21 protein-coding genes and 1 pseudogene are annotated in these 23,929 nt (G+C 59.4%); 2 read left to right on the top strand and 20 right to left on the bottom strand.

From position 1 onward, the window contains the following. The 20 genes and pseudogenes from ACFPTO_RS01350 to ACFPTO_RS01255 all read right to left on the bottom strand — a co-directional run. Window positions 1–722: Rossmann-fold NAD(P)-binding domain-containing protein (locus ACFPTO_RS01350; RefSeq protein ID WP_465262952.1), on the bottom strand; the 722-nt coding region annotated here is incomplete at its 3' end. Between the two features lie 175 nt (window positions 723–897). After that, on the bottom strand, window positions 898–1,845 hold the full coding sequence (locus ACFPTO_RS01345; protein WP_377708889.1) for an electron transfer flavoprotein subunit alpha/FixB family protein: 948 nt from the start codon (window positions 1,843–1,845) through the stop codon (window positions 898–900). 20 nt (window positions 1,846–1,865) lie between these two features. Then, on the bottom strand, window positions 1,866–2,615 hold the full coding sequence (locus ACFPTO_RS01340) for an electron transfer flavoprotein subunit beta/FixA family protein (protein WP_377708887.1): 750 nt from the start codon (window positions 2,613–2,615) through the stop codon (window positions 1,866–1,868). A 360-nt stretch (window positions 2,616–2,975) separates the two neighbouring features. After that, window positions 2,976–4,619 carry a methyl-accepting chemotaxis protein gene (locus ACFPTO_RS01335; protein WP_377708885.1) on the bottom strand — a complete coding sequence of 548 codons (1,644 nt, stop codon included), beginning with the start codon at window positions 4,617–4,619 and terminating at the stop codon, window positions 2,976–2,978. 774 nt (window positions 4,620–5,393) lie between these two features. Further along, entirely contained in the window at window positions 5,394–6,554 is a 1,161-nt protein-coding gene (locus ACFPTO_RS01330) for a porin (protein WP_377708884.1), read from the bottom strand. 97 nt (window positions 6,555–6,651) lie between these two features. Next, window positions 6,652–7,050: a hypothetical protein gene (locus tag ACFPTO_RS01325; protein ID WP_377708882.1), complete on the bottom strand. Its 399-nt coding sequence runs from the start codon at window positions 7,048–7,050 to the stop codon at window positions 6,652–6,654. A gap of 11 nt (window positions 7,051–7,061) precedes the next feature. Further along, window positions 7,062–8,147 (bottom strand): ABC transporter ATP-binding protein, encoded by a 1,086-nt coding sequence (locus tag ACFPTO_RS01320; RefSeq protein WP_377708880.1) that lies wholly within the window; start codon window positions 8,145–8,147, stop codon window positions 7,062–7,064. A gap of 12 nt (window positions 8,148–8,159) precedes the next feature. After that, window positions 8,160–8,960, bottom strand: a complete 801-nt coding sequence (locus ACFPTO_RS01315) for an ABC transporter permease (protein ID WP_377708879.1) — start codon at window positions 8,958–8,960, stop codon at window positions 8,160–8,162. 1 nt (window position 8,961) lies between these two features. Continuing rightward, complete coding sequence (locus ACFPTO_RS01310; protein ID WP_377708877.1) at window positions 8,962–9,846, bottom strand: ABC transporter permease; 885 nt, start codon at window positions 9,844–9,846, stop codon at window positions 8,962–8,964. Between the two features lie 63 nt (window positions 9,847–9,909). Further along, window positions 9,910–10,941: an ABC transporter substrate-binding protein gene (locus ACFPTO_RS01305; RefSeq protein WP_377708876.1), complete on the bottom strand. Its 1,032-nt coding sequence runs from the start codon at window positions 10,939–10,941 to the stop codon at window positions 9,910–9,912. 413 nt (window positions 10,942–11,354) lie between these two features. Further along, window positions 11,355–12,371, bottom strand: a complete 1,017-nt coding sequence (locus ACFPTO_RS01300; protein WP_377708875.1) for a zinc-binding dehydrogenase — start codon at window positions 12,369–12,371, stop codon at window positions 11,355–11,357. 76 nt (window positions 12,372–12,447) lie between these two features. Beyond that, window positions 12,448–13,212, bottom strand: coding sequence for an enoyl-CoA hydratase/isomerase family protein (locus ACFPTO_RS01295; protein WP_377708873.1), 765 nt, complete (start codon window positions 13,210–13,212; stop codon window positions 12,448–12,450). A gap of 18 nt (window positions 13,213–13,230) precedes the next feature. Then, the gene (locus tag ACFPTO_RS01290) at window positions 13,231–14,598 is read right to left on the bottom strand and encodes an amidase (protein WP_377708872.1); all 1,368 of its coding nucleotides are present in this window, start codon (window positions 14,596–14,598) and stop codon (window positions 13,231–13,233) included. After that, a complete protein-coding gene (locus tag ACFPTO_RS01285; RefSeq protein ID WP_377708870.1) occupies window positions 14,591–15,349 on the bottom strand; it encodes an SDR family NAD(P)-dependent oxidoreductase in 759 nt (252 codons plus the stop codon). Before ACFPTO_RS01285 ends, ACFPTO_RS01290 begins: the two co-directional genes overlap by 8 nt. Before the next feature lie 101 nt (window positions 15,350–15,450). After that, complete coding sequence (locus ACFPTO_RS01280; RefSeq protein WP_377708868.1) at window positions 15,451–16,236, bottom strand: alpha/beta fold hydrolase; 786 nt, start codon at window positions 16,234–16,236, stop codon at window positions 15,451–15,453. A 115-nt stretch (window positions 16,237–16,351) separates the two neighbouring features. Then, window positions 16,352–17,104, bottom strand: a complete 753-nt coding sequence (locus ACFPTO_RS01275; protein ID WP_377708866.1) for a MaoC/PaaZ C-terminal domain-containing protein — start codon at window positions 17,102–17,104, stop codon at window positions 16,352–16,354. A gap of 92 nt (window positions 17,105–17,196) precedes the next feature. After that, window positions 17,197–17,643, bottom strand: a complete 447-nt coding sequence (locus tag ACFPTO_RS01270; RefSeq protein WP_377708864.1) for a VOC family protein — start codon at window positions 17,641–17,643, stop codon at window positions 17,197–17,199. A gap of 48 nt (window positions 17,644–17,691) precedes the next feature. Beyond that, window positions 17,692–19,383, bottom strand: a complete 1,692-nt coding sequence (locus ACFPTO_RS01265) for a class I adenylate-forming enzyme family protein (RefSeq protein ID WP_377708862.1) — start codon at window positions 19,381–19,383, stop codon at window positions 17,692–17,694. Between the two features lie 15 nt (window positions 19,384–19,398). Beyond that, entirely contained in the window at window positions 19,399–20,346 is a 948-nt protein-coding gene (locus tag ACFPTO_RS01260) for an SDR family NAD(P)-dependent oxidoreductase (RefSeq protein WP_377708860.1), read from the bottom strand. Window positions 20,347–20,806: 460 nt separating this feature from the next. Next, window positions 20,807–22,048 (bottom strand): annotated as a pseudogene (locus tag ACFPTO_RS01255) (IS256 family transposase). A gap of 74 nt (window positions 22,049–22,122) precedes the next feature. On the opposite strand from ACFPTO_RS01255, the gene ACFPTO_RS01250 reads away from it, so the two are divergent. Both ACFPTO_RS01250 and ACFPTO_RS01245 read left to right on the top strand, forming a co-directional pair. Continuing rightward, the gene (locus tag ACFPTO_RS01250) at window positions 22,123–22,776 is read left to right on the top strand and encodes a TetR/AcrR family transcriptional regulator (protein ID WP_377708858.1); all 654 of its coding nucleotides are present in this window, start codon (window positions 22,123–22,125) and stop codon (window positions 22,774–22,776) included. Between the two features lie 477 nt (window positions 22,777–23,253). Beyond that, window positions 23,254–23,868 carry a GNAT family N-acetyltransferase gene (locus ACFPTO_RS01245; protein ID WP_377708856.1) on the top strand — a complete coding sequence of 205 codons (615 nt, stop codon included), beginning with the start codon at window positions 23,254–23,256 and terminating at the stop codon, window positions 23,866–23,868. The last annotated feature ends 61 nt before the right edge of the window (window positions 23,869–23,929 follow it).

Raw genomic sequence — 23,929 nt, 5'->3', positions numbered from 1 at the left:
CGCGCGAGCCACGACGGCGGCATCGGCCGCGCGTAGCCGCCCACGCCCTGCGCCGCATCGCGTTCTTCGTCGGTTTCGAACGGCACGTCGAGAAACTTCGCGCCGAGCGATTCGATCTGCTCCTTCACGGCGGGACGCACGTCCGAAGCCTCGATCACGGCGCCCAGACGCCGCGCCGTGGCAATCGCCTGCAGGCCCGCCACGCCCGCGCCGAGAATCAGGACGCGCGCGGCCTTGACGGTTCCGGCGGCGGTCATGAGCATCGGCACGAAGCGCGGATAGAGATTCGACGCGACGAGCACGGCCTTGTAGCCCGCGATGTTGGCCTGCGACGACAGCACATCGAGGCTCTGCGCGCGCGTGACGCGCGGCGCGGCTTCGAGTGCGAACGCGGTCACGCCCGCCTCGGCGAGCTTCGCGGCGTTCTCTGCGTTAAAGGGATCGAGCATGCCGACCAGCACGGCGCCGCGCGTCATGAACGGCAACTCGCTGACCGTCGGCGACTGGACCTTCAGCACGAGCTCCGCGCCGAAGGCAGCAGCCGCGTCGGCAATCCGCGCGCCGGCCGCGACATAGGTTTCGTCGGGAAAGCTGGCGGGCAGGCCCGCGCCGCTCTGGATTGTCACGCTATGGCCCTGGGCGACGTATTTCTTGACTGTCTCCGGTGTCGCGGCCACGCGGCTTTCGTTTGCCAGCGTTTCAGCGGGTACTCCGATATGCATGATGTATGGAGAAATTTAGGTTGATTCGACAACGGCGAAACCGAACGACACGTCATCCTCGACACCAGGTCCCAGCAAATACCCTCGCCGTGACTGTGCGGGAATCGCGGTCCGCGATCGGCCGCATCAAGTGAATTTCGCTCGGAAGTTTGCACGCGAGAATGACCCGCTCACGCTAGTCCAGGCTGTTGACTAGCTGAGGCAAAGTCGAAAAGAGATCGTCTACGAGGCCATAATCGGCGACGCTGAAAATCGGCGCTTCTTCGTCCTTGTTGATCGCGACGATGACCTTCGAGTCCTTCATGCCCGCGAGGTGCTGGATCGCACCCGAGATGCCCACCGCGATGTACAGCTGCGGCGCGACGATCTTGCCGGTCTGGCCGACCTGATAGTCGTTCGGCACGTAGCCCGCATCCACCGCCGCGCGCGAGGCGCCGAGCGCTGCGTTGAGCTTGTCCGCGAGCGGTTCGAGGATCTTCGTGTAGTTCTCGCCGCTGCCAAGACCGCGGCCGCCCGAGACGATGATGGCAGCACTCGTGAGTTCCGGACGGTCGAGCTTCGTGACTTCGCGGCTCACGAACTGCGTCAGGCCGCTGTCGGCTGCTGCGTCGAGCTTCTCGACCGCTGCGCTGCCGCCTTCGGCCGCAACCGCATCGAACGCCGTGATGCGAACCGTGATGACCTTGACCGGATCGGCCGACTGAACCGTCGCGATGGCGTTGCCCGCGTAGATCGGACGCTCGAACGTGTCGGCGCTATCGACTGCGGTGATATCGCTGATCTGCGCGACGTCGAGCTTCGCGGCGATGCGCGGCGCGACGTTCTTGCCCGCAGCCGTAGCCGGAGCCAGGATGTGCGAGTAGTTCGTTGCGATCGCAAGAATCGTCGCCTCGACGTTTTCAGCAAGGCCCGCTTCGAGTTGCGGCGCATCGGCCAGCAGCACCTTCGAAACGCCGGCGATTTGTGCCGCTGCATCAGCAGCATTCTGTGCGTTGTGGCCAGCGATCAGGACATGAATATCGTCGTCAAGGAACGTGGCAAGCATAGCGGCGGCGGCTACCGTGTTCAGCGTTGCGGCCTTCACGGACGCATTGTCATGCTCGGCAATAACCAGGATCGTCATTTCGTAATCTCCTTGAACCCTTACAGCACCTTGGCTTCAGTCTTCAGCTTCTCGACCAGCGTCTTCACGTCCGGCACCTTCATGCCGGCGCTGCGCCTGGGCGGCTCGACCACTTTCAGGGTCTTCAGGCGCGGTGCGACGTCCACACCGAGGTCTTCCGGCTTGACGGTCTCAAGCGGCTTCTTCTTGGCCTTCATGATGTTCGGCAGCGTCACGTAGCGCGGCTCGTTCAGGCGCAGGTCGGTGGTGATCACCGCCGGAAGCTTCAGCGACAGCGTTTCCGCGCCGCCGTCCACTTCGCGCGACACCGTAGCCTTGCCGTCTGCGACGACAACCTTCGAGGCGAACGTCGCCTGCGGCAGGTTCGCGAGCGCGGCGAGCATCTGGCCGGTCTGGTTCGAATCGTCGTCGATAGCTTGCTTGCCGAGGATCACGAGTTGCGGCTGTTCCTTGTCGACGAGCGCCTTCAGGAGCTTCGCCACGGCGAGCGGCTGCAGGTCTTCATTGGACTCGACGAGGATTGCGCGATCCGCACCGATCGCGAGCGCCGTGCGCAGCGTTTCCTGCACCTGCACGACGCCGCATGACACGGCGATCACCTCGGTTGCGACACCCGCTTCCTTCAGATGCACCGCCTCTTCCACGGCGATTTCATCGAACGGGTTCATCGACATCTTCACATTGGCGATGTCGACGCCCGTGCCGTCCGACTTCACGCGGACCTTCACGTTGTAGTCAACGACTCGCTTCACTGCCACCATGACTTTCATGTTGTCTCCCTTTATTTCCACCACTTCGGTGCAAATCCGCACACGCGACCTATTCGCTGAGGTACTCAGCGCGCACTTTCAGAGTGTTAGACATCTGCCTCGCTTCGCCTTCCCTCATGACAAGACGCCGCTCCACCACATTGCCGCTCTTCGCCACCTGCGGCACACGGCATGCGTTCCGTTCGACGAGTTGCACCGTCACATCCTCCTACGAGATCGTGTGCGCCCCTTCGAAGATTTTCTCAACCATGGTCAGCGAGAGGCCCATCGACAGCGCATCGAGCGGGAAAAGCCTCGACCTGGCTCACCTCATTACAGAGATCTATCTCACGGACCTGTCGTTACACGCGCACATATCAGTCAAGCAACCAGTTGATGGCCGATTGGCAGATGGCTTACAAGCCCGGAAAGTGACTTCTCTCGTGTGACGACAACTGAGGCAGCGTCCGTTTCGGCAAGCGTAAACACCGCCACCGCATCCTTGAGGTGCTTCGCCTGCTCCTCGAGCGATCGCGCCGCCGCAGCCGCCTGCTCGACGAGCGCCGCGTTCTGCTGCGTAAACCTGTCCATCTGGTTCATGGCCTGATTGACCTCCTCGATACCACGACTTTGCTCGTCGGAAGCCGTGGCGATTTCTCCTACGATACTCGCTACCTGCTTGATAGCGAGCTTGACCTCGACCATCGTCTCGCCGACATCTTCGGCCTGCTTCGCACTTTCCTGGATCGCCCTCACCGAAGTGACGATCAACTCTTTGATTTCCCTCGCCGCCGTAGCCGAGCGCTGGGCGAGACCACGTACCTCGCTCGCGACAACGGCAAAACCGCGTCCCTGTTCACCAGCGCGCGCAGCCTCGACGGCCGCATTCAGCGCGAGGATATTCGTCTGAAATGCGATTCCTTCGATTACGGCCGTAATCTCTGAAACTTGCTTCGAACTGTTGCTGATCTGCCTGATCGTACTGACCATGTCCACTACGGATTCGTTTCCCGCCTCGGCCATGCGCGTCGCGCGCGAGGCCAGCATATTGGCCTCGCGCGCGCTACCGGCGTTCTGCATTACCGTCTCGGTTAGCCGCGTTATGCTCGCCGCCGTCGCCTCCAGCGAGCTCGCCTGCTGCCCGGTGCGCGACGAGAGATCGACGTTGCCAGCCGCGATCTCGCTCGACGCCGCAGCAATACTATCCGTGCCAACTCGAACGCCACCCACAATCCTCGCAAGACTCCGGTTCATGGCGTCCATGCCCCGCATGAGCTGTCCAGTTTCATCGGCTGAAGAGCCTTCGATACGTGCAGTCAAATCACCATCAGCAACGCGGGTCGTCATTATCACAGCTTCCTTCAGGGGACGTGACACCCTGCGCGCGAGCCAGGTAGCAGCGAGCATCGCCGCAACTATCGCAATCACGGTCGATGCCAGGATCGTCATGTAGATTCTCGCGCGCAGCGCGTCCAGTTCGGCGCCACTTTTCTGCACGCGACCTCGCTCATAGCCGCCCAGCTTGTCGACGGCGGCAATAAGCCGGTCAGTTCCAAGATAGGAGCCGAAGCTCTCCGTGAGCACGGAGAGGTCACCCTCATTCACCGAAAATGCGTCCACCTTATTGCGCATGCTCACGAGCGGATCAACCGCCGTACCCAGCCAGCGGGTATATTCAGCCTGACACGCGTCAGCCAGTTGCGATGCTTCCTCTGAGTCGTCGATGATGCGCAGCGCCGCGAGTCTCGCGCGAAAATCATTACGGTGCCTGTCAATCCACGCCTTGTGCTCCTGTTTGCCGTTCAGGTTGTTTGCCAGAACTGCCCAGATGATATTGAGATAGTCCGCCGTTCCATCCTTCAACAACAGTAGCGCCTGCTCAGATGATTCGAATTCCTTCTGTTTTCGCTCTATCTCACTGACACTCGAGAGGCAGATGCATGCACTTACAACGAACGCGAAGATGGCACATGCAAATGCGACGCCTGTCTTCCCCGCAATGGGCAGGTTTTGAATCAGTTTCATGATCACTCTGGTCGGAATGAATGTTTCGAAACGGCAATCGCAATCACGAGGTCCTCACCAGCAAACGCGTAGAAGTTCCATGGCGATGGCACACACGTTTGTGTCAGTACGCCACAGGTCAACGTCCCCACGACCACATCGAACTACCCGATTCTCGACACCGAACCTTTTCTATCGGCTTGATATGCGACGGATAGTGGTGTGCGATATAGGCTGTCAGGCAGCCTGGTGTCGCCAATCGCTCCACACCGACAATGCCAGCCAGAACGGACGTTTGCGCAGTGCCAGAAGCAAACGACGACGCGCACAAACTAGCCACCGAAAACAGATAGAGCACGCTCAACACAAGCCTTGAGCATCGTCGGTCGTCCATGACGGTGCCGATCGGAAAACCCAACGTCGCACAGGAATTGAGCATCACACTCAATGTGAGTCTTGATGAGAAAGGCGAGCCTGTCTTTCGCATCCGCCGCTGCAATGAAGTTCTTTCGCCGTGCGCGCGCCATGCCGCCCACGCGGTATGGCCGCCGCAATGGCCCTGGCCGTTTCGGCTTTCCCCATCAAAGGAACGTTGCCGAGCCAGGCGCCCGTTACCGGGCCGAACGCGTCGAAACTCGCGCCCGAGTCGGCGGGGCACCATTGCTCAACGACAAGCAGAAGCGCCGCGTCCTTCAACAGGCTCTTCAATTCCACGATACTTTAATTTAGTGCAACAAAGAGATTAATGCCATGCTCCGCCGAAGCGACGTCCACCGCGGCGGAGCGCTCTAACGATCAGAACTGATGGTACATGCCGACACGCACTGCGATCTGATGATTGTTGGACGACGCCGATCCCACTGCACCATCGAAGATGTCGGCAGAGGTTGCCGAGCCGGCCGCCTTCTGCCACACGCCCATGGCATATAGCGCCGTCCGCTTCGAGAGGGAGTACGACGTCGTAAGCCCCACCTGGTGATAGATGGGAACTTGCTGGCTGTAGCCGATGCTACCGTGCGTGTAGACGTATTGCGCTCCGACGTACCACGACGGCGTGATGCTATAGCGACCCCACGCCTCATAATTGGCAAAGATCACCGTGCCGTCTGTGCCGTTGGCGTCGTTGAACTTCGTGTTCGTGTAGTCGAGGCCGAGCGTGGCTGAACCGAGCGCGTAGTTCACGCCCGCGCCGAACACCTGCTCGTTACGCGGATTGCCAACGTAGCTGAACGGGCCGTTCGCGCCGATATCCGTGCCAGTCGTATTACCTACATAGTTGCCGTCGGAGAGGAGCAGTGCGGGATCCTTCGCATACAGGTAGGCGCCAGCAATGGTCAAGGAACCGAGCGAGTAACTCGCTCCGAGGCTCCACAGGCCCGTCGTACCGCGCCCCGGCGCGTTGGTGTTGGTGAACGAATACACGCCGCCGAAGGTCAGGCCGCCGATCTTCGGGCTCGCATACTTGATCGCGTTATCCACGCGGAACGAGTTGTCCGTGTTGTCGATGTCACCCGCGTGTACTAGCGGTCCACCCAGTTGCCCCGGCGCAGTGAGCGGCTGCAGGTAATCCACCACGGAATCGTACTGGCGGCCCAAGGTGACAGTGCCCCAACGCGTGTCGGACAGACCCACGTAGGCCTGACGGCCGAACAGGCGCCCACCCTGGCGACTTTGGCCATTCTCCAGGCTGAAGCCCGATTCGAGCTTGAACAGCGCGCTCAGTCCTCCGCCCAGATCTTCCGTTCCTTTCAGTCCCCAGCGGCTCCCGTATACGCCGTCATACGTACCGTCACGCATGCGCCAAAGTGCATGCCCGCCACTGTTGCTGACGTAGTCAATCCCTTCGTCGATCACGCCATAGAGCGTAACGGACGACTGTGCGTGCGCGGTCGCGACCATAAGTGAACCTCCCAACAGCGCGAACACCAATCTTGCGTTATACCGTCTACTCTTCATTTTTCCTCCTTCTTTCTTCTATTAAGTAGTATGACTAATTAATCGCAACACTCTAACCACATATGCCAGGACGCCTGGCGATTTATCGCGTCAAGCGCTACAAAGCAACTTCGCGCCTCTCGGCGAACAGCTCTCGCACGATCTCGGTCACCCTGTCTGAATTCTCAACCACAGCCCTGTGCACACATGACGTGCTGTCCGCGAGAACAGCCGAACGAATCGGGAACATTTCGTTGACGGTTTGACGGCCCCGGTGATCGGAAGCGATGGTGAGCGCGCTGACCATTTGACGGTCCTGCGCCTCGAAAGACCGCTGGATCTCGCGCACCAAGATTCGGCGCAAGCCGAGAATCTCACATAGCGACCGCCCGACGCGCCGCTCACCTGGATGAAAATGCGCTTGCAGGATGGTCGCGCTCATTTTCTCAAGTACGATTTTTCGCATGGCGGCTGTGGGGCGTTCAACGTACCGCGATGGAGGGGCGTTGTTGCTCATGGCTGTTGCCGTCAAGCTTGTGCGAAGAGGCGCACGTCGCGAGCGTCCCAATCGACAAGCGCTTGCGTGCCAATCGCAATAGTGCTGCTGTGGCGATGCGCCGCCGGCATGCGAATCGAAATCTCCTGCTGCCAGGGCGTTGCCACCGCATAGTGCATGGCGTCGCCGAGATAGGTGATGTCGCGCACTGTCACGGGCAAGCCGGCACCGCTTGCGCCTTGCAGCGAACTGATACGCATCTGCTCCGGGCGGATCATGAGTGTGCCTTCGTCGCCCGCAGTGAGCGTCGGATTGAACGCGTCCGCGGCGATTTCATGGCCGTTCGGAAACACGCCGTTCATGCGGCCGTCGCCGTTCTTCGTCACCTTCACCGGCAGGAAATTCGAATTGCCGATGAAGCTCGCGACGAAACGCGACGCCGGATTCCCATAGAGTTCCTCGCCGGTACCGACCTGCTCGATGCGGCCATTGTTGAACACGGCGATGCGGTCCGAGAGGCGCAGCGCTTCTTCCTGGTCGTGCGTGACGTACAGGATCGTCACGCCGGTTTCCTGGTGAATGCGGCGCAATTCGAGCTGGATCTCTTCGCGCAGCTTCTTGTCGAGCGCGGAAAGCGGCTCGTCCATCAGCAGCACGGGCGGATCGTAGGCGAGCGCGCGCGCAATGGCGACACGCTGCTGCTGGCCGCCCGAGAGCTGCGCGGGCATGCGGTCGCGGCACTCGGAAAGATGCACGAGCTTCAGCATCTTCTCCACTTTCGCCTTGATTTCCGCGTCGGGCCGGCGGCGCACGCGCAACGGGAACGCCACGTTCTCGCCCACCGTGAGATGCGGGAACAGCGTATAGCGCTGAAACACCATGCCGATATTGCGCTTGTTGGGTGCAACCGAAAGCAGCGGCTTGCCGTCGAGCAGCACGCGCCCCTCGGTCGGTTCCTGGAAGCCCGCGACGATATACAGGGTCGTGCTCTTGCCCGAGCCGGACGGCCCGAGGAACGTCATGAATTCCCCTTTGCGCACGTCGAGCGACACCTGGTCGATCGCGACGACATCGTCATAGGTCTTGCGCAGACGCTGGATTTGCAGGAATGCAGTCATGGCTTGTTTACCTCAGTTAGCACGCGCGCGGCGCAGCACAGCACCGGCAAGCATCAATACGGTCGTCAGTCCGACGAGCAGCGAAGACGCCGCCGCGATGACGGGCGTCAGGTCCTGGCGCAGCGTCGACCAGATCCGCACGGGCAGCGTCTGCAGGGTCGGGCTCGACATGAAGATGGACACGACCACTTCATCCCACGAAGCAAGAAACGCGAAGATCGCGGCAGCGAACAGGCCCAGCCGGATCGCCGGCAGCGTGACGCGCAGCTTCACCGTGAGCGGCGACGCGCCGCAAATGAGGGCTGCCTCCTCCAGCGCCGTATCGAAGCTCACGAGCGAATTGCTGATCGAAATGATCGAGAACGGCAAGGCGATGATCAGATGCCCGATCACGAAGCCGGTCATCGTGCCGTTCAGGCCGATGCGCAGGAAGAACGCGTAGAGCGCAACGGCGAGAACGACGACGGGCAGCACCATCGGTGTGAGGAAGAAACCCTGCACCGCCTTGCGGCCGTGAAACTTGCCGCGTACGAGTGCAAGCGAAGCGAGAAAACCAATCGCCACCGAGAGCACCGTGACGATCACCGCCAGCTTCACACTGGTGAGCAACGAGTCGATCCAGCCCGGATCGGTGAAGAGCTGCCGGTACCACTCGAGCGTCCAGCCCGGCGGCGGGAAAATGAGCCACTGCGAATCGCCGAACGACAGCGCGACGATAAAGAAGATCGGCAGCAGGAGAAAGAGCGCGACGGCAGCACCCACGGCCACCAGAATCCAGCGCAATGCACCCAGGCGATCGAAATCGAGCAACATGTCAGCGCCCTCCCATACTTGCGTTTGCACCGCCCGTGAAGCGCAGTTGCAACGCATAGAGTGCGAGCGTCACGGCGAGCAGCACGAAAGCTGCGGCGCCAGCCAGGCCCCAGTTCAGCAGTTCCTGCACAAGCTGCGCGATCAGTTCCGCCAGCATCATGTACGAGGGACCGCCGAGCAGCGCGGGCGTGACGAAGTAGCCCAGCGCCATCACAAACACCATGAGTGCGCCGGAGGCGACGCCCGGCATGGCGAGCGGCACGAGAATGCGCCAGAACGCCTGCCAGCGGCTCGCACCGCAGATCGCCGCGGCGCGCAGCGTCGAGGGGTCGATGCTGCGCAGTGTGGCGTGCAGGGGCATCACGAGGAACGGCAGCATGATGTACGTCATGCCGATCGTCACCCCGGTGAGATTGTTCACGAGCGACAGCGGCTCGTGTATCACGCCGATTGCCATCAGCACGCGGTTGATCGGCCCCGTCGCCTGCAGCAATACCATCCACGCGAAGGTCCGCGCGAGCAGGTTGGTCCACATCGAGAGCAGCAGGATCGCGAACAGCACGGAGCTGAGCTTGCGTGGCGCGATGGCGAGCAGCCACGCCATCGGAAAGCCCACGAGCAGCGTGACCAGCGTCACGACCGTCGCCACGAGGAACGTATTGCCGAATACGCGCAGGTACGTCGTCGAGCCGAGCAATTGCTCGTAGTTGTGCAGGCCCGGTGTCGGTTCGAGCACGCTGCGCAAGAGCAGCGAGAGCACCGGCAGCAGGAAGAAGATCACGAGCAGCAGCATGGCCGGCGCCAGCAGCCGCATGCTGCGCCAGTCGCGCCGCTTGCGTGCGGCAGCTGTCTGTGAGTGCGCGACAGTACTCAGTACGTTAGGCATGATGTCTCCAATGTCTCCGGCTTGCCATGCCGCCGGTTACGTCCAGCCTCTATCGGGCCTTGCCTACTTCGATTGCCACGCGTACCAGCGCTTGGCGATCGCGTCGCGGTTCTCGGCCCAGTACTTCATGTCGAGATTGATCTGCGAGTCCTTGTATTGATCGGGTAGCGTCTTGGCCATGGCGGCCGGCATCAGCGCGGCCGACTTGACGTTGATCGGCGCGTAGCCCGTGTCCGCTGCGAATTTGGCCTGCGCCTGCGGGCTCGTCGCGGCGGCCAGGTACTTCATCGCCGCGTCGCGATGCTTGGCGCCCTTCGGAATCACGAGCATGTCGGCGGCAGTGAGGTTCTGCTTCCACGAAATGCCAACGGGCACGCCGGTCTGGGCCAGCGCGTGCAGACGGCCATTCCAGAACATGCCGATCGGCGCTTCACCCGATGCGAGCAACTGCTGTGACTGCGCGCCGCCGCTCCACCACACGATGTCGCTCTTGATCGTGTCGAGCTTCTTGAACGCGCGGTCGAGGTCGAGCGGATAGAGCTTGTTGGGCGGCACGCCGTCGGCGAGCAGCGCGATTTCCAGCACGCCCGGTGCCGACCACTTGTAGAACGTGCGCTTGCCGGGGAAGCGCTTCGTGTCGAAGAGATCCGCCCAGGTCTGCGGCTGCGCGCCCGTGTACTTCGCCTTGTTGTAGCCGAGAACGAACGAGTAATAGAAGCTACCCACGGCGTCAGGCGTCGCGAAGCGCGGATCGAGCTCGTCCTTCTTCACCACCGAATAGTCGATCGGCTCGATCAGCCCGGCCTTCTGCGCGGCGTAGGCGAAGTCCCCTTCCACGTCCACGACGTCCCAGCTCACGTTGCCGCTGTCGACCATCGCCTTAAGCTTGCCGTAGTCGGTCGGGCCGTCCATCAGCACGTTGATGCCGCTCGCCTGCGTGAACGGCTGCGCCCAATCCTTCTGTTGCGACGATTGCGTGGTGCCGCCCCAACTCGTGAAAACGATCGTATCGGCCGCCTGGGCGCTCGCCGCCGCGAAAGCCGTCGCGCATACCGCGATCAGCGCTGCCGTCTGAAAAACGTTTCTGCTCTTCATGTGTGTCTCCGTACACCGGTCAAAGCCGGCGAGTTGTTGTGGATGAAAGAGTCGTACGTTAAATCCCCTGCCAGCTAAAGCAGCTCCAGGGTCACGCGCAATCCCTACCCAGATCGGCATCCGGTCGTCAGCGCCCAGGTCAGAAGCCGTATAAGGCAATTCCGTACGCAAGGATCTGTGGCGGGGATGGGGACTGTCATTCCTGCTCCGGCTGTCAATTCATACTCGTTTGCTCATCATGCGATCGGATTCCATGCAAAACCTACATGTAGATCGACCCATGTGCGAGACCTTCTGCGCTGGTTATTCGATACGTCCGTCAACCGGCTGACGTCATTTTTCTCAGGTTCTGATTCCGATTCGTGAACAGCGTGAACATGACTCGTATCCTCAAGTTCCAGGTCGATGGGTTTTCATCCGCATCGTGAAGCAAAGACATCGTCCGGAACGACAACGATCTTCCCGAAACACGAACGCCCTTCCAGTTCACGCATGGCATCCTGTATTTTGCTCAGTGGAAATACCGCGTGGATCACCGGTTCGAATTCATTGCCAGCCACGATCTCCAGCAACTGACGCAGGTCTTCATGTGCCCACCCGTCCGACCCCCTGATATCTATCTCTCGCGTCCACAAATAGCGCAAATCGGTCATTGCCTCGAATCCGGTGGTTGCGCCACAACACAATAACCGCCCACCATGCTTCACCGATCTCAGGGATTGAGGCCAGGTAGCAGTTCCGGTGAAGTCGACCACGACATCAGCCCCCTGCTTGCCGGTCAGGTTCCAGACTTGCTTGCCGAATTGTCCGTCCGGAGCTACGACGCATTCACTGGCGCCGATTGCCTTTAAGCGCCTGGACTTGTCTTCGCTGCTGGTGCAGGCGATGACATGCGCGCCCGCCCTCGCCCCCAGTTGGACACAGGCGACCCCAACACCACCACTGGCGCCCACGACCGCCAAGGACTCGCCCGCCGTCAAGTGTCCCCGGCTATGGAGCATGCGGTAAGCCGTGCCATAGGCCGTGGGCAAACAGGAATATTCAACAAGTCGCTTGTCTTCGGGAAGCTTCAATATGCCTTTCGCAGACACGATGACATACTCGGAGAAGCCGCCCCAGTAAGCCTCGCCCAGCATTTCGCCATTCCAGAACGGGTTGATCAGGACCGGGGCCCCAATTTGCAGATCCGACACATCCGGCCCAATCTCTTCGATCCAGCCCGCGACATCACACCCGCCAACATGCGGCATCTCGATGACACGGCCCGGCATCCCATCGCGAATGAAGATATCGAGTCGGCTGAGTGAGCATGCCGCGACTTTTACCAGGACCTCGCCTGCATCCGGTACCGGCCGCGCGACAGCTTCCACGGAAAGCACCTCGGGTCCACCATGCACGCGCATGATGGCTGCGATCATCGTATTGCTCATCTGACTCATCTCCTTCCCAATTCAAAGAGTCGCTCGACATTGCGAAGATATCTTCGTGAACACGTCACCAGGTGGTTCATCGATGCGGGCCATGCTTGTCGACGAAACGCTCATGCGCCTGCTTGATGGCAATATGCCTTTGCTCTGAGTCAAGCAGTTCAATTCGACGTTTCTGCCAATGATCCGTGTCAGCCTGCCCGGCCTCCAGATCCGACAGAAGCTGTTTTGTCGCCCGAACCGCGTCCGCTTGCCGCCAATCGAGTTTCCGCAAATCCCGGACCGCCACGCTAACGGATTCGCCGGTAGGTACGACTCGGGAATACAGCCCGGCGCGGCGCGCTTCATGAGCATCGAACCGCTCACCCGCCAACAACAGGCGCCTGACGGTATCCCGCGGATAGAGCCGCCTGATGCGTTCGATCGCCGCCGGGCTATACAGAAGCCCCAGACGCACGGCGGGGATTTGCATAAAGCTTCCAGCACCGGCGACCCTATAATCACAAGCGAGGGCAATATCCGCCGCGGCGCCCATGCACGGCCCTTCGATCGCGGCGACAATCACTCGGTCTGAAGCCAGAATCAAGGCGACGACTCCGGAAACCGCATCATCGTAGTCAAGGTCCTCACTGGTACCCTTCAATTCACGGAAATCGCCCCCCGCGCTGAAGCAGTCAATACCGCCGGTGATCACGATGCTGAGAATGTCTGCACCGACATTCCCGATCGCAGCGGACAGACCGGACAGCATGTCGCGGGACAAGGCATTCCTGGCGGCGGGATCATTCATCTCCAACACCAGGACTGTGTCTTTGGTCGTTTTCTTGACGAGGTTTTCGCTCATGAGCTTACTTTTAGAGTCCTAAGACCACATCGAATCCAGCTTGCCACGATCAAATGCAATAGCCTCCTCAAAATCCTGCGAAATGTCCAACAGAAGACGTTCCGCCCCGGCCGCGGCCACAACCTGCACACTCACGGGAAGGCCACCGACCAGACCACAGGGAACAGCCGAAGCGGCAACCCCACCCACATTGAACGGCGCCGCGAACGGGAACGCGCCCCATAGCCAGTCCACAGCGACGTCATGGATGAACTCCGGCCTTTCTCCCAGCGGGAAAGGCGGTACGGCCGTTGCTGGTGTAAGGACAATGTCGTATCGCTCGAAGAACGCGGCAAGTCGGCTGCGGAAACCAGGAAGAAGCTCGCGAGCGCGCCGGACTGCGGCGGGGTCCATTGCCAAAGCTGCCTCGAGGGCGGATCGCTCATACCGTGTGAGTCTCTCTGAGCAAAGCTTCAGAAGATGTCCTCGCTCGCGATGCTCCTCCTCAAGGACCAGCGGACCAAAAATATCCCCCCAACCCTCGATGGGCGGATGGTCTTTCTCAACGTAGTGGCCCAAGCTCTCAAAAGACCTTGCGGCACTTTCCACCAGAGCCGCTACGCCCGGATCCACAGGACGATTTTCAGGCGCCGGGCAATAGCAGACACGCAAAGGCCTTTTGTCCGTCCCGCGTTCGAACGTCGCGTCCGCCAGGACACCCAGGAGAATCCGCGCATCGGCCACGGACCTGGCCATCGGCCCGGCACTGACGAATTCCGTCATCGCGCGAAAACCGCTTTCATCCTTGCATAGGCCAGGGGATGGCTTGAGGCCGAATATGCCCGAGAACGCTGCAGGTATGCGAATCGACCCGCCCCCGTCGGATCCCACGGCAACTGTGGTGAGCCGTGCCGCGACTGAAGCTGCGGCCCCGCCACTCGATCCCCCGGAGGTACGAGTAATATCCCAAGGGTTTGCGGTATCCGGACCGAGCATATTATCGGTCGTAGCGGATTGGCCAAACTCCGCCGTATTGGTCTTGCCCAGGAAAACAGCACCTGACGCACGCAACCTACGCACCAGACCGGAGTCACCCTTGGCAACCAGGCCGCGATACATGTCAGAACCCAGCGTGGTCGGAACCCCTGCAATATGAAAGGCATCCTTGATCGAGATCGGGACGCCTGCCAGTGCGGCGCTCGTGTTTCCCGACGCATAGTTGCGCTCGGCCTCTCTGGCCTGCGCAAGTGCCAGATCGCGAGTAATTTCGACGTAGCTGTGCAGTTCGCCGTCAAGCCGTTCGATACGCCCGAAAAATGCTTCGGCCACATCGACCGGGCTGAGTGAGCGATCCCTGTATGACCTGATCAATTCCGCGATCGAGAGAAAACTGACATCGTTAGCCATGGGGATGGACTCCTCCACTGATGCCATATACTTCTCCGGTTATATACCCGGCCTTGTCGGACAGGAGGAACGACACCAGCGCTGCGACATCCTCGGGGCGCCCAACCCGGCCCACGAGGGATCTTTTTTCCGCGTAACCGGCGAAGAATTCGTCCGGATAGATCTTGCGAAGAAAATCGTTATAGATCAGGCCGGGCGTAATTGCATTTACACGAATGCCGTGCCTTCCGTTCTCAGCCGCGGCGACCCGTGTCAGAGCTAGAACCCCCGCCTTCGCCGCGGAATAAGCAGCTCCATGCTCGGTGGACGTTTCATAGGCCGCGATCGAGCTGATATTCACAATCACCCCGCTACCTCGTGCAATCATCGAAGGCAGAGCATGGCGCATCGTCAAAAATGTGCCCGTCAGGTCGATATCGAGGCAGCGCTGCCAGTTTTCGAAAGACAGCTCCGCGACGGGCGCGATTGTGGACCAGCCGGCATTGTTGACCAGCGCATCGATTCTGCCTTTCTCATTCACAATCTTCGCGACACATTGCTCAACCGCATTCGGATCGCTTACGTCGAGCGGAATTGCCAGAAAAGGACGCTCATGCTGCCTCGACAATTGCTCCGCGAATTCGCGGCAGCGGCGCTCATGCGCATCTGTGATCACTACGTCGTAGTCGTCGTCCGCAAGCTGTCGAGCAATGGCGCTGCCAATACCCGCACCCGATGCAGCCGTTACGAATGCCACCTTGCGCTCAACCATTTCACCATCTCCTTAAGATCAAATTTTTTAACCCGTTATTATCCGCACAACTAATAATTACGGGTTTCCACTTACGCGGGAAAGGCAAACAACTCATGACGCTAATGGTTGATAGCCCTGCGCAAAGCCTCGGTCACCGCAGCCGGATTATCCGCATTCATCAGGTGCCCGGCTTCGGGTATGGCCACGAATTCAGCCGCCGGCAGGGCATCGAGTATGATGGATGCCGCCTTCTGCGGACAGAATGCATCGTATTCGGCGCCAATTACTACAACAGGGGTTTTCACCCGTGACAAGCGTGGCGTCAGCGGTTCGGCACTCAATCTCATCATTGCTCTGGCGGCGTTAATATAGCCAACACCATCCCCAACCGCAGCAAGGCGTGTCGCGACGATCTGATCAAGAAGCCCATGCGCCCTGAACAGCCCCGCCGCTGTATCGGCGCGCATGGCGTCCTTGAATGCGGCTGAGTTGGTATCCGCGGCCTTTGCAATCCGATCTTCATAAAACTGCACCGCCGATCGCCCTACAATTGACGAGGTGCCCAGGACGACCGACCTTTTTATCAGGTCCGGACGCTCGGCAGCCGCCCAGAGGGCAATGGTCCCACCCAACGAGAACCCGACGACAACGGCAGGCCCGGTGACTTCCTCGATGAAAGCAAGCAGATCAATTCCCAACTGCGCCAAGGTCCCGTTACCTTGACCGGAAGTCGTCGATCCATGCCCACGCAAATCAGGGGCAAAGGTGTGAAACTGATCCAGCGCCTGCTGCTGTACATGCCAGGTACAATGGTCTTCGGCCAGGCCGTGAATAAATATGACTGGATCCCCGGAACCATGCTCGGCATAAGCCGTATCAATGTCATTGACAGTCACTCGTTTCATAAGAACATACTCGTCAACGGGTCAAATCAAATTGGCGGGTGAATCGGCTTCTCTCGTTTTGCACGGCAACCAGAACACCTAACGCCCTATACACAGCAGATACGATGGCCTCATATCAGCCAAAAACGGCCTTGCCATTTCCCAGGACTACCGTGCCTTTTGAGAGTGTCTGGAAATAGATTCCGTCATTGTGTGTCCCGGATTCCACCGTTAGCGAATCGCCGGGAAGCACAGGGGATGTCAGTCGAGCTTCCAGATACCTGAGCTCAGCAGGATGGATATCGTGCTGACGGGCAACGATGCGCGCAGAAATCCCAAGGGTGCACAGGCCATGCAGTATCGGCCGCGGAAAGCCATTGGTACTGGCAACTTCGGGGTCGATATGAACCGGATGTAAATCGCCCGTGAGGCGATAGAGTGCTGCCAGTTCGGGAGTAGTTCCCGTTTCGGTGGCATACGTGAATGCTACATCAGTAGTCGAGGTTGTCGATGGACCCCGATCTCCACCCCAGCCACCCATTTTGGGCAGGAAAATCGTGTAGGTGGCCGTAAAAAATCCGGAGGTGACCTCAACCTCGACCAGCGCCGCTTTTCCTTTGTCGAAGACGTTCGCGATCCGGCCGTGCATTTCGATGCTTCCGGATGCCGGCAGGGGCTGATGGACCTGAATTTTTTGCGCCACATGCAGGGATGACCTGGGGTCGTACGCACCGAGCCTGCCTGCCGACTCGACAGCCCACAAGCCCAATGCGCAGCCGAATGTCGGCAGGACACGCAGATCGCGTTCGTAGACCAGATCGAGATCCGATGCAGTCGCACCAACCGCAAGAGCGTACAAGATCACCTTGTTCGCATCGTACGTGGACACGTGGGATCCCAGGTCCTTTCCGGCCAATTGAGAAGGGTGGTTGAGCAAGGTCGCCTCCAAGATCTTTGAGCGGGGTCGTCCAGATTCAGACGCTACTTGACCCATTCCTGTACTTCGACAAGTACACCGTAGCAACTCGCCGGGTGGATGAATACGATTCGTACCTCGGAGAATACTTCTCCCCGATATTCGTAATCCTTCAGGATATAAGGCTCATCTCGCGTAAGCCGGACGCCCTTTTCCTTGAAATGCGCAATTGCTTTATTCAGGTCTCGGGTTCTAACGCAAATTTCATGGATGCCCTCGCCCCGTTTCGCGATCGACTGCGACAAGGGGCCGACGCCGGTTGAATCGGCAACGATGGCAATTCTTTCATTGCCTATCCAAACCCCTCGCTGGATCAGTTCGATGCCGTCAAGGGGCTCCGAGGCAACGTCATCCGCGGGCGCCGAGAAGATCTCACTGAGCCTCTCGGTCGCCTTGTTCAGATCCTTTACGGCAATAACGACTTCTTGCATGCTATAAAACAGCGGTTCCATTGCTCTCTCCCCATTTTCCTGAATTGGAATCAAGATAAATTACAGCCATTAACCGGCATCCCGGGACGCCATCTGTTCCCAGATCGCTATCAATTCTTTTCTTACGATCTTGCCAAACCCGCTTCTCGGCAATTGATCGACGAAATAGACCCTACTGGGCACCTTATTGCGTGAAAGTCTGTTTTGGCAAAAATCCCGGATATCCGTTTCGGTAAGTGCGCGACCTCGCTCCCCTCCGGATTCCACCACGATCGCCACGAGATCCTGACCCAGGATTGCATCCGGAATGGGCAGGACTGCCGCATCGGCCAGCCCCTCATGGCCCAGAAGCACTTCTTCAACTTCAGCGGGATAAAACTTGAACCCGCCTCGATTGATACGCTGGCTCTTGCGCCCGGTGATCCTCAGCAGGCCGTCTTCCTGACCTATGAAGCCGATATCTTCGGTATGCACCCAGCCGTTCCCGTCGATTCGCTTCGCTGTCTCCGCCTCATTCAGGTAATAACCCGTCATCTGTCCCGGAGCCCTGAGAAGTATCTCGCCGGATTCTCCCGGCGCACACGGATTCCCGCTATCGTCGACGATAGCGACTTCGGTCGGCCAGATGGGCTTACCTACGGCTGTGGCATCGAGATTCATGTCCTGGCCGAAATTGAGTGTCTGTCCGACCATCGTCTCATTCAGGGCATACCAGTTGGCAACGGCAACCCCGGGCCAGCGCTCCAGCATCGACCGATAGAGCGCCGCGGTCATAGGAGCGCCACTTGCCGTCATAACCTGAACCTTGGCGGCCCTGGAGTCATCGCTTGCCGGTCGCTGACACATCATCGCGTAGTGGGCTGGGGCGCCTGCATAGACCGTTGTGCCGGCAAGCACCATTTCCTTTTCCTCGGCGACGGGATCGAATCTGCGTCCCCTGTAGCTCAGAGGGCACCCCGCCAATACCGCCGCATACAGTGTATTGACGATACTGGTGGGCAAATAGGATGGCACTGGCGACTGAATCACATCATCCCGCCCAATGGGCCGTCCTCCCCGAGGCGCTGCAAACACGTCATTGACCATCCTTTCGGCCAATTGGACACAAGCGCCGTGCGTGATCATCGCCGCCTTCGGCCGTCCAGTCGTGCCAGACGTGAAAGCGAGCAGTGCACAGTCATCCGGTCCCGGGCGCGCGTCATCGGAACGACTCATGTCTGCGGGTTGCCTCATCCCTTCCTCCACGGAAGCGAAAAAGCTGAAAGCATCGCCCTCGACAGAAAAGACGATCAAATCCAGGGGATCCCCGTCGGCCGCCACCCCTTCGAGGGCGAATTCCTGCAAGTCTTCATTCTTGCGGGACGACAGCAATCCGCGGCTGACAATCGCAGCGGTCGCCGCGACGTCCTGGGCGAATCGCTTGACTTCCGCCACACTCAGGCGATCGTCCAATGGAGCGACGATACAACCGCTGTCCAGAACCCCGTGTTGCGCACTGACCACTTTACGGGCATCGGCCGTATCGACCCATACCAGGATCGGGGTGTTGGGCCGGTGCGTACCCGATCGTTTGAGAAGCGCCGAAATGGCCCTGGCGTTGTCCAGCCATCCACTGAAACTCATGTTGCCCGCTGGCGACCGGACGGCAATAGCATCCGGCGTTGCCTGCGTGCGTTTTTCGAGGAGATCCAGCAGGGTCAGTTCCCCTGCCCCCCCAAAATCAAGAGTCCTTAAATACTCACTGATTTCAGCACTGCCCATTTTTCACCCCGGCGATCACTTGCGGCTCGTCAGAAGATCAACCAGAAGCGCCCATTCGTCTGGCCAGCTTTCCGGTGTCGTGTAATTCTCTTCACTACGTATGCGTTCGACGTTGCCAGCCACGTCCTCGATCGTCAGCCCGCCCTGGCTGATGGGATGCTTGAAAAAGCCCGGGGAACGCCCAACGAAAAGTCTTGCAACCGAGCCGGACCCCGCGGACCAGGTCTCGCCAGAGTAGGGACACTCACGTGACGCAAAATAACCCACGACGGGCGCCACGAGTTCGGGAACCACCATTTCTTCACTGACCTCGTGATACTGAGGCATTTCGACGTCCTCAGTAAGCTGCGTGGATGCCATAGGCGCCACTGCATTCACCTTGATACCGTGCCTGGCGCCCTCGAGCTTGAGCACCTGCAAAAGGCCGAATACGCCACCCTTGGCCGCCGCATAAGGCGAAATTCCGCCATTGCCAAAAAGCGCGACCCCAGAGGTAGTGAATACGATCCGCCCATATTGCTGCCTGACCATTTGCTGATAGCACGGCTGCGTCACATAAAAGGCTCCCCACACGTGCACATCGAATATCGGTTTAGCGTCAGCGAGCTCGAGCTTGTTGAATGACGTCCGCGAGATGTTCCCGGCATTGTTGACAAGGATATCGACGCGTCCATATTTCGACATCGCCAGATCAACGATCGACTGTCCCCCCTCGCGTGTGGCGACCGAAGAAGCGTCCGCTATGGCCTCGCCTCCTTGATCCCGGATCTCCTGGGCTGTGAGTTCCGCTGAACTTACGGAAGTGCCATCAGGCTGCGTCCGAGTGCCAATGTCGTTCACCACGACCCGGGCACCCCTGGCGGCCAGCAATTTCGCATAAGCACGTCCAAGCCCGCTTCCGGCGCCGGTCACGATCGCGACCTGACCTTCAAAGCAGAAATCCGAATACGACGACCAACTCATATGCACTCCTCCATGATCCAGTCACGCCGTGGCCCAAGACCACAATCGAATCCATCGATCAATATGCTGCATAGCAGCAGCAAAACGTTCGTGGGTATCTGCATCCGGGCACTGGCCGGATGCCGGCCGGCCGTCGTTCGATGTCCGGATTCCAGCTCGCGGCGGCCTGGGCAAACCCATGAATGAGCACAACGGGTTCGCCATCGTCGGCAGGGCGTGAAGGCTGCTCGTATCGCCAGGCCGCGCCCGTTCGACGCCGGCGGTCACCTTCGCGCACTTCAGGACGGTTTGATCTACCATGCCACCACCTCTGTTAGGCCGATTGACCGACTTCCCACTCTTTTTCCTTGTGTGTCTACACTCTAGGGGACCATAATGAAAAAAACAATAGTGATGTCACTTTTTTTAATATCTCGAACACCGTTGAAGGCGGGGACGGCCTGAAGAGGCAACCTTTCGATTAAGCAAACGTGCGATCATGGCCAATGTTCGATTTCGACGGCAGACGCTTCAAGGCAGCGGCGAGTATCCAGGGCTCGCTCACGTTGGGGATCTTGCGGAACTGTTTCCTGGTTTCGGGGGATCCGGCTTCCGACCGGTGCACAGCCATGTCGGCGTGGCGGTAGCGCTTCACAAGCCCCGCACTGCGGCGTACCTCACCGTTCGTATTCTCGATAATGCTGGTCGTGGATCGGCCGTGCATGAGGGGCGGCGCCAGTCGCAGCGCGATCTCCGTGAACGTCTCGTCCAGCCCTTCGAGCAATGTGACCGAGGTATCCGGGCGCCCAGACCGGAGCCCTACCGCATGCATCTTGAGCGTGGCCATACCGACCCTCTCCGGAAGCTTGCAAATTGCTTTCATAACCACCTCGGTTTGCGAGATGCTTGCTGTCAGCGAACGCACAAGAATTTTGCGCAGCTTGCGCGTTCGACAGTGCCGCACGTATGCATGCACGCAGAAGAGTGCCGCGATCGCCGAACGCCGCGCCTTGGAGTCGTCGATCACGAACAGGTATTCCCTGCCCGTGGACAAGTTTCAATCGATCGACTCGCGCAACAGGCCCTCGACGACCTGCACGTTTTCGTGCGAACCGCCCACGAGCTCGATCGGATGATTCTTGTCGACGCTGTCCACGCCGATGGCCGCGACATCGTAGCTGTGGAAGCGCCGGCCCATCAGCTTGGTGAGTGCCGTCTAACTGGAGTGAATGAACTTGCGCGAGACACTGCGCCTGGAGATCCTGAAAGTGCCAGCCATCTCGGGCAGCAGCTTGGCGTATTTGCACGTGGACGCGCCCGTGACCATGATGTCGTGTACACACTCGGCGAGCCGCGGATTTTGGCGCAATTAATCTCAGGCGGGGATCGGCGCTTGGCCGCCGCCGCGACGCGGCAAGCATGGCGGCTTGACGTTCAATATGCACTCGTCCATCAGGATCTGGCCGCGCTGCGCGCCATATCAGCGGATTTTTTCGCCCTTGCCGCCCAGATGCTGCCCGCCAGCGACTTCAGTGGCCGCGACGACCAGGCCGCAGCCGGCGCCGTACATCAGGTCGTCGATGCTCGCATGAGTGTGCTGAATCAAGTCGAGCCGGAGCAGACTGCTCTCGGCGAAACAGGCCCGCAGCCCGTCTTCGTTCTGCGTGGCGACGGCGTTGAACGGCGCGCTGGCACGGGGGGCTCTCTTCTTGGTACGCTTCATTTATTACAAACGGAATGCTGCCGCCTTCGACCTTCAACTACGCCCAGGGCATCGCACTTTTTTAAAAACAGGAAATGTTGAAGAAAGCACCGCAACCGAACATCCCGCAGCCCACGACCCCAAAGGGGCGGGCGACCCTTGCCCGCATTCTCTCGAGCGGACGTGAAATCTTCGGCGAAGCCGGCTACGTCTCGATGCGCATGAGCGACCTGGCTGAAAGATCCAAGCTGTCGATGGGCGCCTTGTACCGCTACTTCGATAACAAGGACGACGTTTTCCTGGCGATCATCCACGACGTCCACAATGAACTGTACGCCGCCAGCCGGCCAAAAGAGCGCCAGATCTTCGGCTCCCACCCCTACGAGGCGATCTTCGAATCCAACCGCGGCTACCTGGCCCACTATCGCAACCATCGCAAAGTGATGCGGGCCTTCATGGAAGCGACCATGGTGGATCAGCGCTACAACGACATGTGGTGGTACATGCGCGAGCGCCACATCATTCGGGTCGCGGCGGCGCTGGAACGGGATCACGGCATCACCGAAATCAACGGGATGCCTGCACGGATCTCCTTGGAAGCGCTTGCCTCGATGACGGAACAGTCAGCCTATGTCTGGTATGCGCATCCCGATACCACCGCGCACATGCTGCCTGTAGACAACGCGGCGCGCATCGTCAGCGAAATATGGTGCTGCACACTCTTTTCGCGGGGCGGGCTAAACCGTTAGACATAGTGGTCGCTGCTGACCAAACAGACGTGGCCACACAAATTCAGAGAGTCGGATCAGTGGATTAGTCGGGGCCAGAACCGGCGATAATGCTGGCAAAGGAACCTGAAAGGCGATGACGGGAACCCGACTAACGCACTCACCGGCGTTCAGAGCGAAAGGCTTCTCGAGGAGCCACCCTGGCTCCGTGCCGAATCCGATGCACCAACCTGGGCTGCTGCCGGTTTCATGGACGTTAAATTAAGGTGGACAATGGAACCGGAGGAAGTAAATGAGAACAAGAAGGCAGTTCAGCAGGGAATTCAAAGTCGAGGCGGTGAAGCTGTGTTGATTTGCACCGAATCCTGACCCACCCGTTGGACCAGCTTTGCGGGTTATTCAGTGGGTATCTGAAGCTTCTTTCTCTCCTTTTTTGACGTCGTCGAGCAGGCAGCACCTTGCAGCGGATCGTCAATTCACTTCACTTCACTCATGGTTATGAACGGCGCACCTCGGCTGACTCTCGTTGGCAAGACCATTGATCTTCGCGTCCTTGAACTCGAAGACGCGCCACGGCTCATCGACGCTGCGGCAGACGGCGAGTTATGGAACTTGAAAGTGACTGTCGTGCCGGGGCCGTCGACTATCGACCCATACATCGCTACAGCATTGCGGGGGCTTCACGAAGGCCACGTGATCCCGTTCGTGGTTATCACTCGGCACAGCGGCCGCATCGTCGGCAGCACACGCTTTTGGAAGATCGACAGGAGCAATAGGAAGCTCGAAATCGGCCACACCTGGCTGAGCAAGTCCGTCCAACGAACGGCTGCAAACACTGAGGCGAAATACCTACTGTTGAAATATGCGTTCGAAGTAATGCAATGCGTCCGCGTGCAGTTCACAACCGATGAGCTGAACGAGAAGTCGAGGGCGGCGATATTGCGCATCGGTGCAAAGCAAGAAGGCATCGTTCGCCATGAGCGGATCATGCCTGACGGCCGCAAGCGGAATTCGGTGCGATTCAGCATCATTGATACCGAATGGCCTGATGTGAAAGCAACGCTGGAAGCCAAGCTAGCGCGCTCAACAGTAGCGCCGAATACGGTTATCTAGTGTTCCGTTCTGTTGTTAACTGATCTATGTTCACGTAGCATGCTTGTATCGACGGAACGGG

The sequence above is a fragment of the Paraburkholderia denitrificans genome (genome assembly GCF_042655705.1).
Lineage (GTDB): Bacteria > Pseudomonadota > Gammaproteobacteria > Burkholderiales > Burkholderiaceae > Paraburkholderia > Paraburkholderia denitrificans.
The sequence above is the reverse complement of the archived record's forward strand: the minus strand, read 5'-3'. Positions and strand labels throughout refer to the sequence as shown.

Excerpts from the sequence above, each read along its gene's own strand:
- ACFPTO_RS01345 (WP_377708889.1), bottom strand. The coding sequence starts at position 1,845 with ATGACGATCCTGGTTATTGCCGAGCATGACAATGCGTCCGTGAAGGCC.
- ACFPTO_RS01340 (WP_377708887.1), bottom strand. The coding sequence starts at position 2,615 with ATGAAAGTCATGGTGGCAGTGAAGCGAGTCGTTGACTACAACGTGAAG.
- ACFPTO_RS01335 (WP_377708885.1), bottom strand. The coding sequence starts at position 4,619 with ATGAAACTGATTCAAAACCTGCCCATTGCGGGGAAGACAGGCGTCGCA.
- ACFPTO_RS01330 (WP_377708884.1), bottom strand. The coding sequence starts at position 6,554 with ATGAAGAGTAGACGGTATAACGCAAGATTGGTGTTCGCGCTGTTGGGA.
- ACFPTO_RS01325 (WP_377708882.1), bottom strand. The coding sequence starts at position 7,050 with ATGAGCAACAACGCCCCTCCATCGCGGTACGTTGAACGCCCCACAGCC.
- ACFPTO_RS01320 (WP_377708880.1), bottom strand. The coding sequence starts at position 8,147 with ATGACTGCATTCCTGCAAATCCAGCGTCTGCGCAAGACCTATGACGAT.
- ACFPTO_RS01315 (WP_377708879.1), bottom strand. The coding sequence starts at position 8,960 with ATGTTGCTCGATTTCGATCGCCTGGGTGCATTGCGCTGGATTCTGGTG.
- ACFPTO_RS01310 (WP_377708877.1), bottom strand. The coding sequence starts at position 9,846 with ATGCCTAACGTACTGAGTACTGTCGCGCACTCACAGACAGCTGCCGCA.
- ACFPTO_RS01305 (WP_377708876.1), bottom strand. The coding sequence starts at position 10,941 with ATGAAGAGCAGAAACGTTTTTCAGACGGCAGCGCTGATCGCGGTATGC.
- ACFPTO_RS01300 (WP_377708875.1), bottom strand. The coding sequence starts at position 12,371 with ATGAGCAATACGATGATCGCAGCCATCATGCGCGTGCATGGTGGACCC.
- ACFPTO_RS01295 (WP_377708873.1), bottom strand. The coding sequence starts at position 13,212 with ATGAGCGAAAACCTCGTCAAGAAAACGACCAAAGACACAGTCCTGGTG.
- ACFPTO_RS01290 (WP_377708872.1), bottom strand. The coding sequence starts at position 14,598 with ATGGCTAACGATGTCAGTTTTCTCTCGATCGCGGAATTGATCAGGTCA.
- ACFPTO_RS01285 (WP_377708870.1), bottom strand. The coding sequence starts at position 15,349 with ATGGTTGAGCGCAAGGTGGCATTCGTAACGGCTGCATCGGGTGCGGGT.
- ACFPTO_RS01280 (WP_377708868.1), bottom strand. The coding sequence starts at position 16,236 with ATGAAACGAGTGACTGTCAATGACATTGATACGGCTTATGCCGAGCAT.
- ACFPTO_RS01270 (WP_377708864.1), bottom strand. The coding sequence starts at position 17,643 with ATGGAACCGCTGTTTTATAGCATGCAAGAAGTCGTTATTGCCGTAAAG.
- ACFPTO_RS01265 (WP_377708862.1), bottom strand. The coding sequence starts at position 19,383 with ATGGGCAGTGCTGAAATCAGTGAGTATTTAAGGACTCTTGATTTTGGG.
- ACFPTO_RS01260 (WP_377708860.1), bottom strand. The coding sequence starts at position 20,346 with ATGAGTTGGTCGTCGTATTCGGATTTCTGCTTTGAAGGTCAGGTCGCG.
- ACFPTO_RS01250 (WP_377708858.1), top strand. The coding sequence starts at position 22,123 with ATGTTGAAGAAAGCACCGCAACCGAACATCCCGCAGCCCACGACCCCA.
- ACFPTO_RS01245 (WP_377708856.1), top strand. The coding sequence starts at position 23,254 with ATGAACGGCGCACCTCGGCTGACTCTCGTTGGCAAGACCATTGATCTT.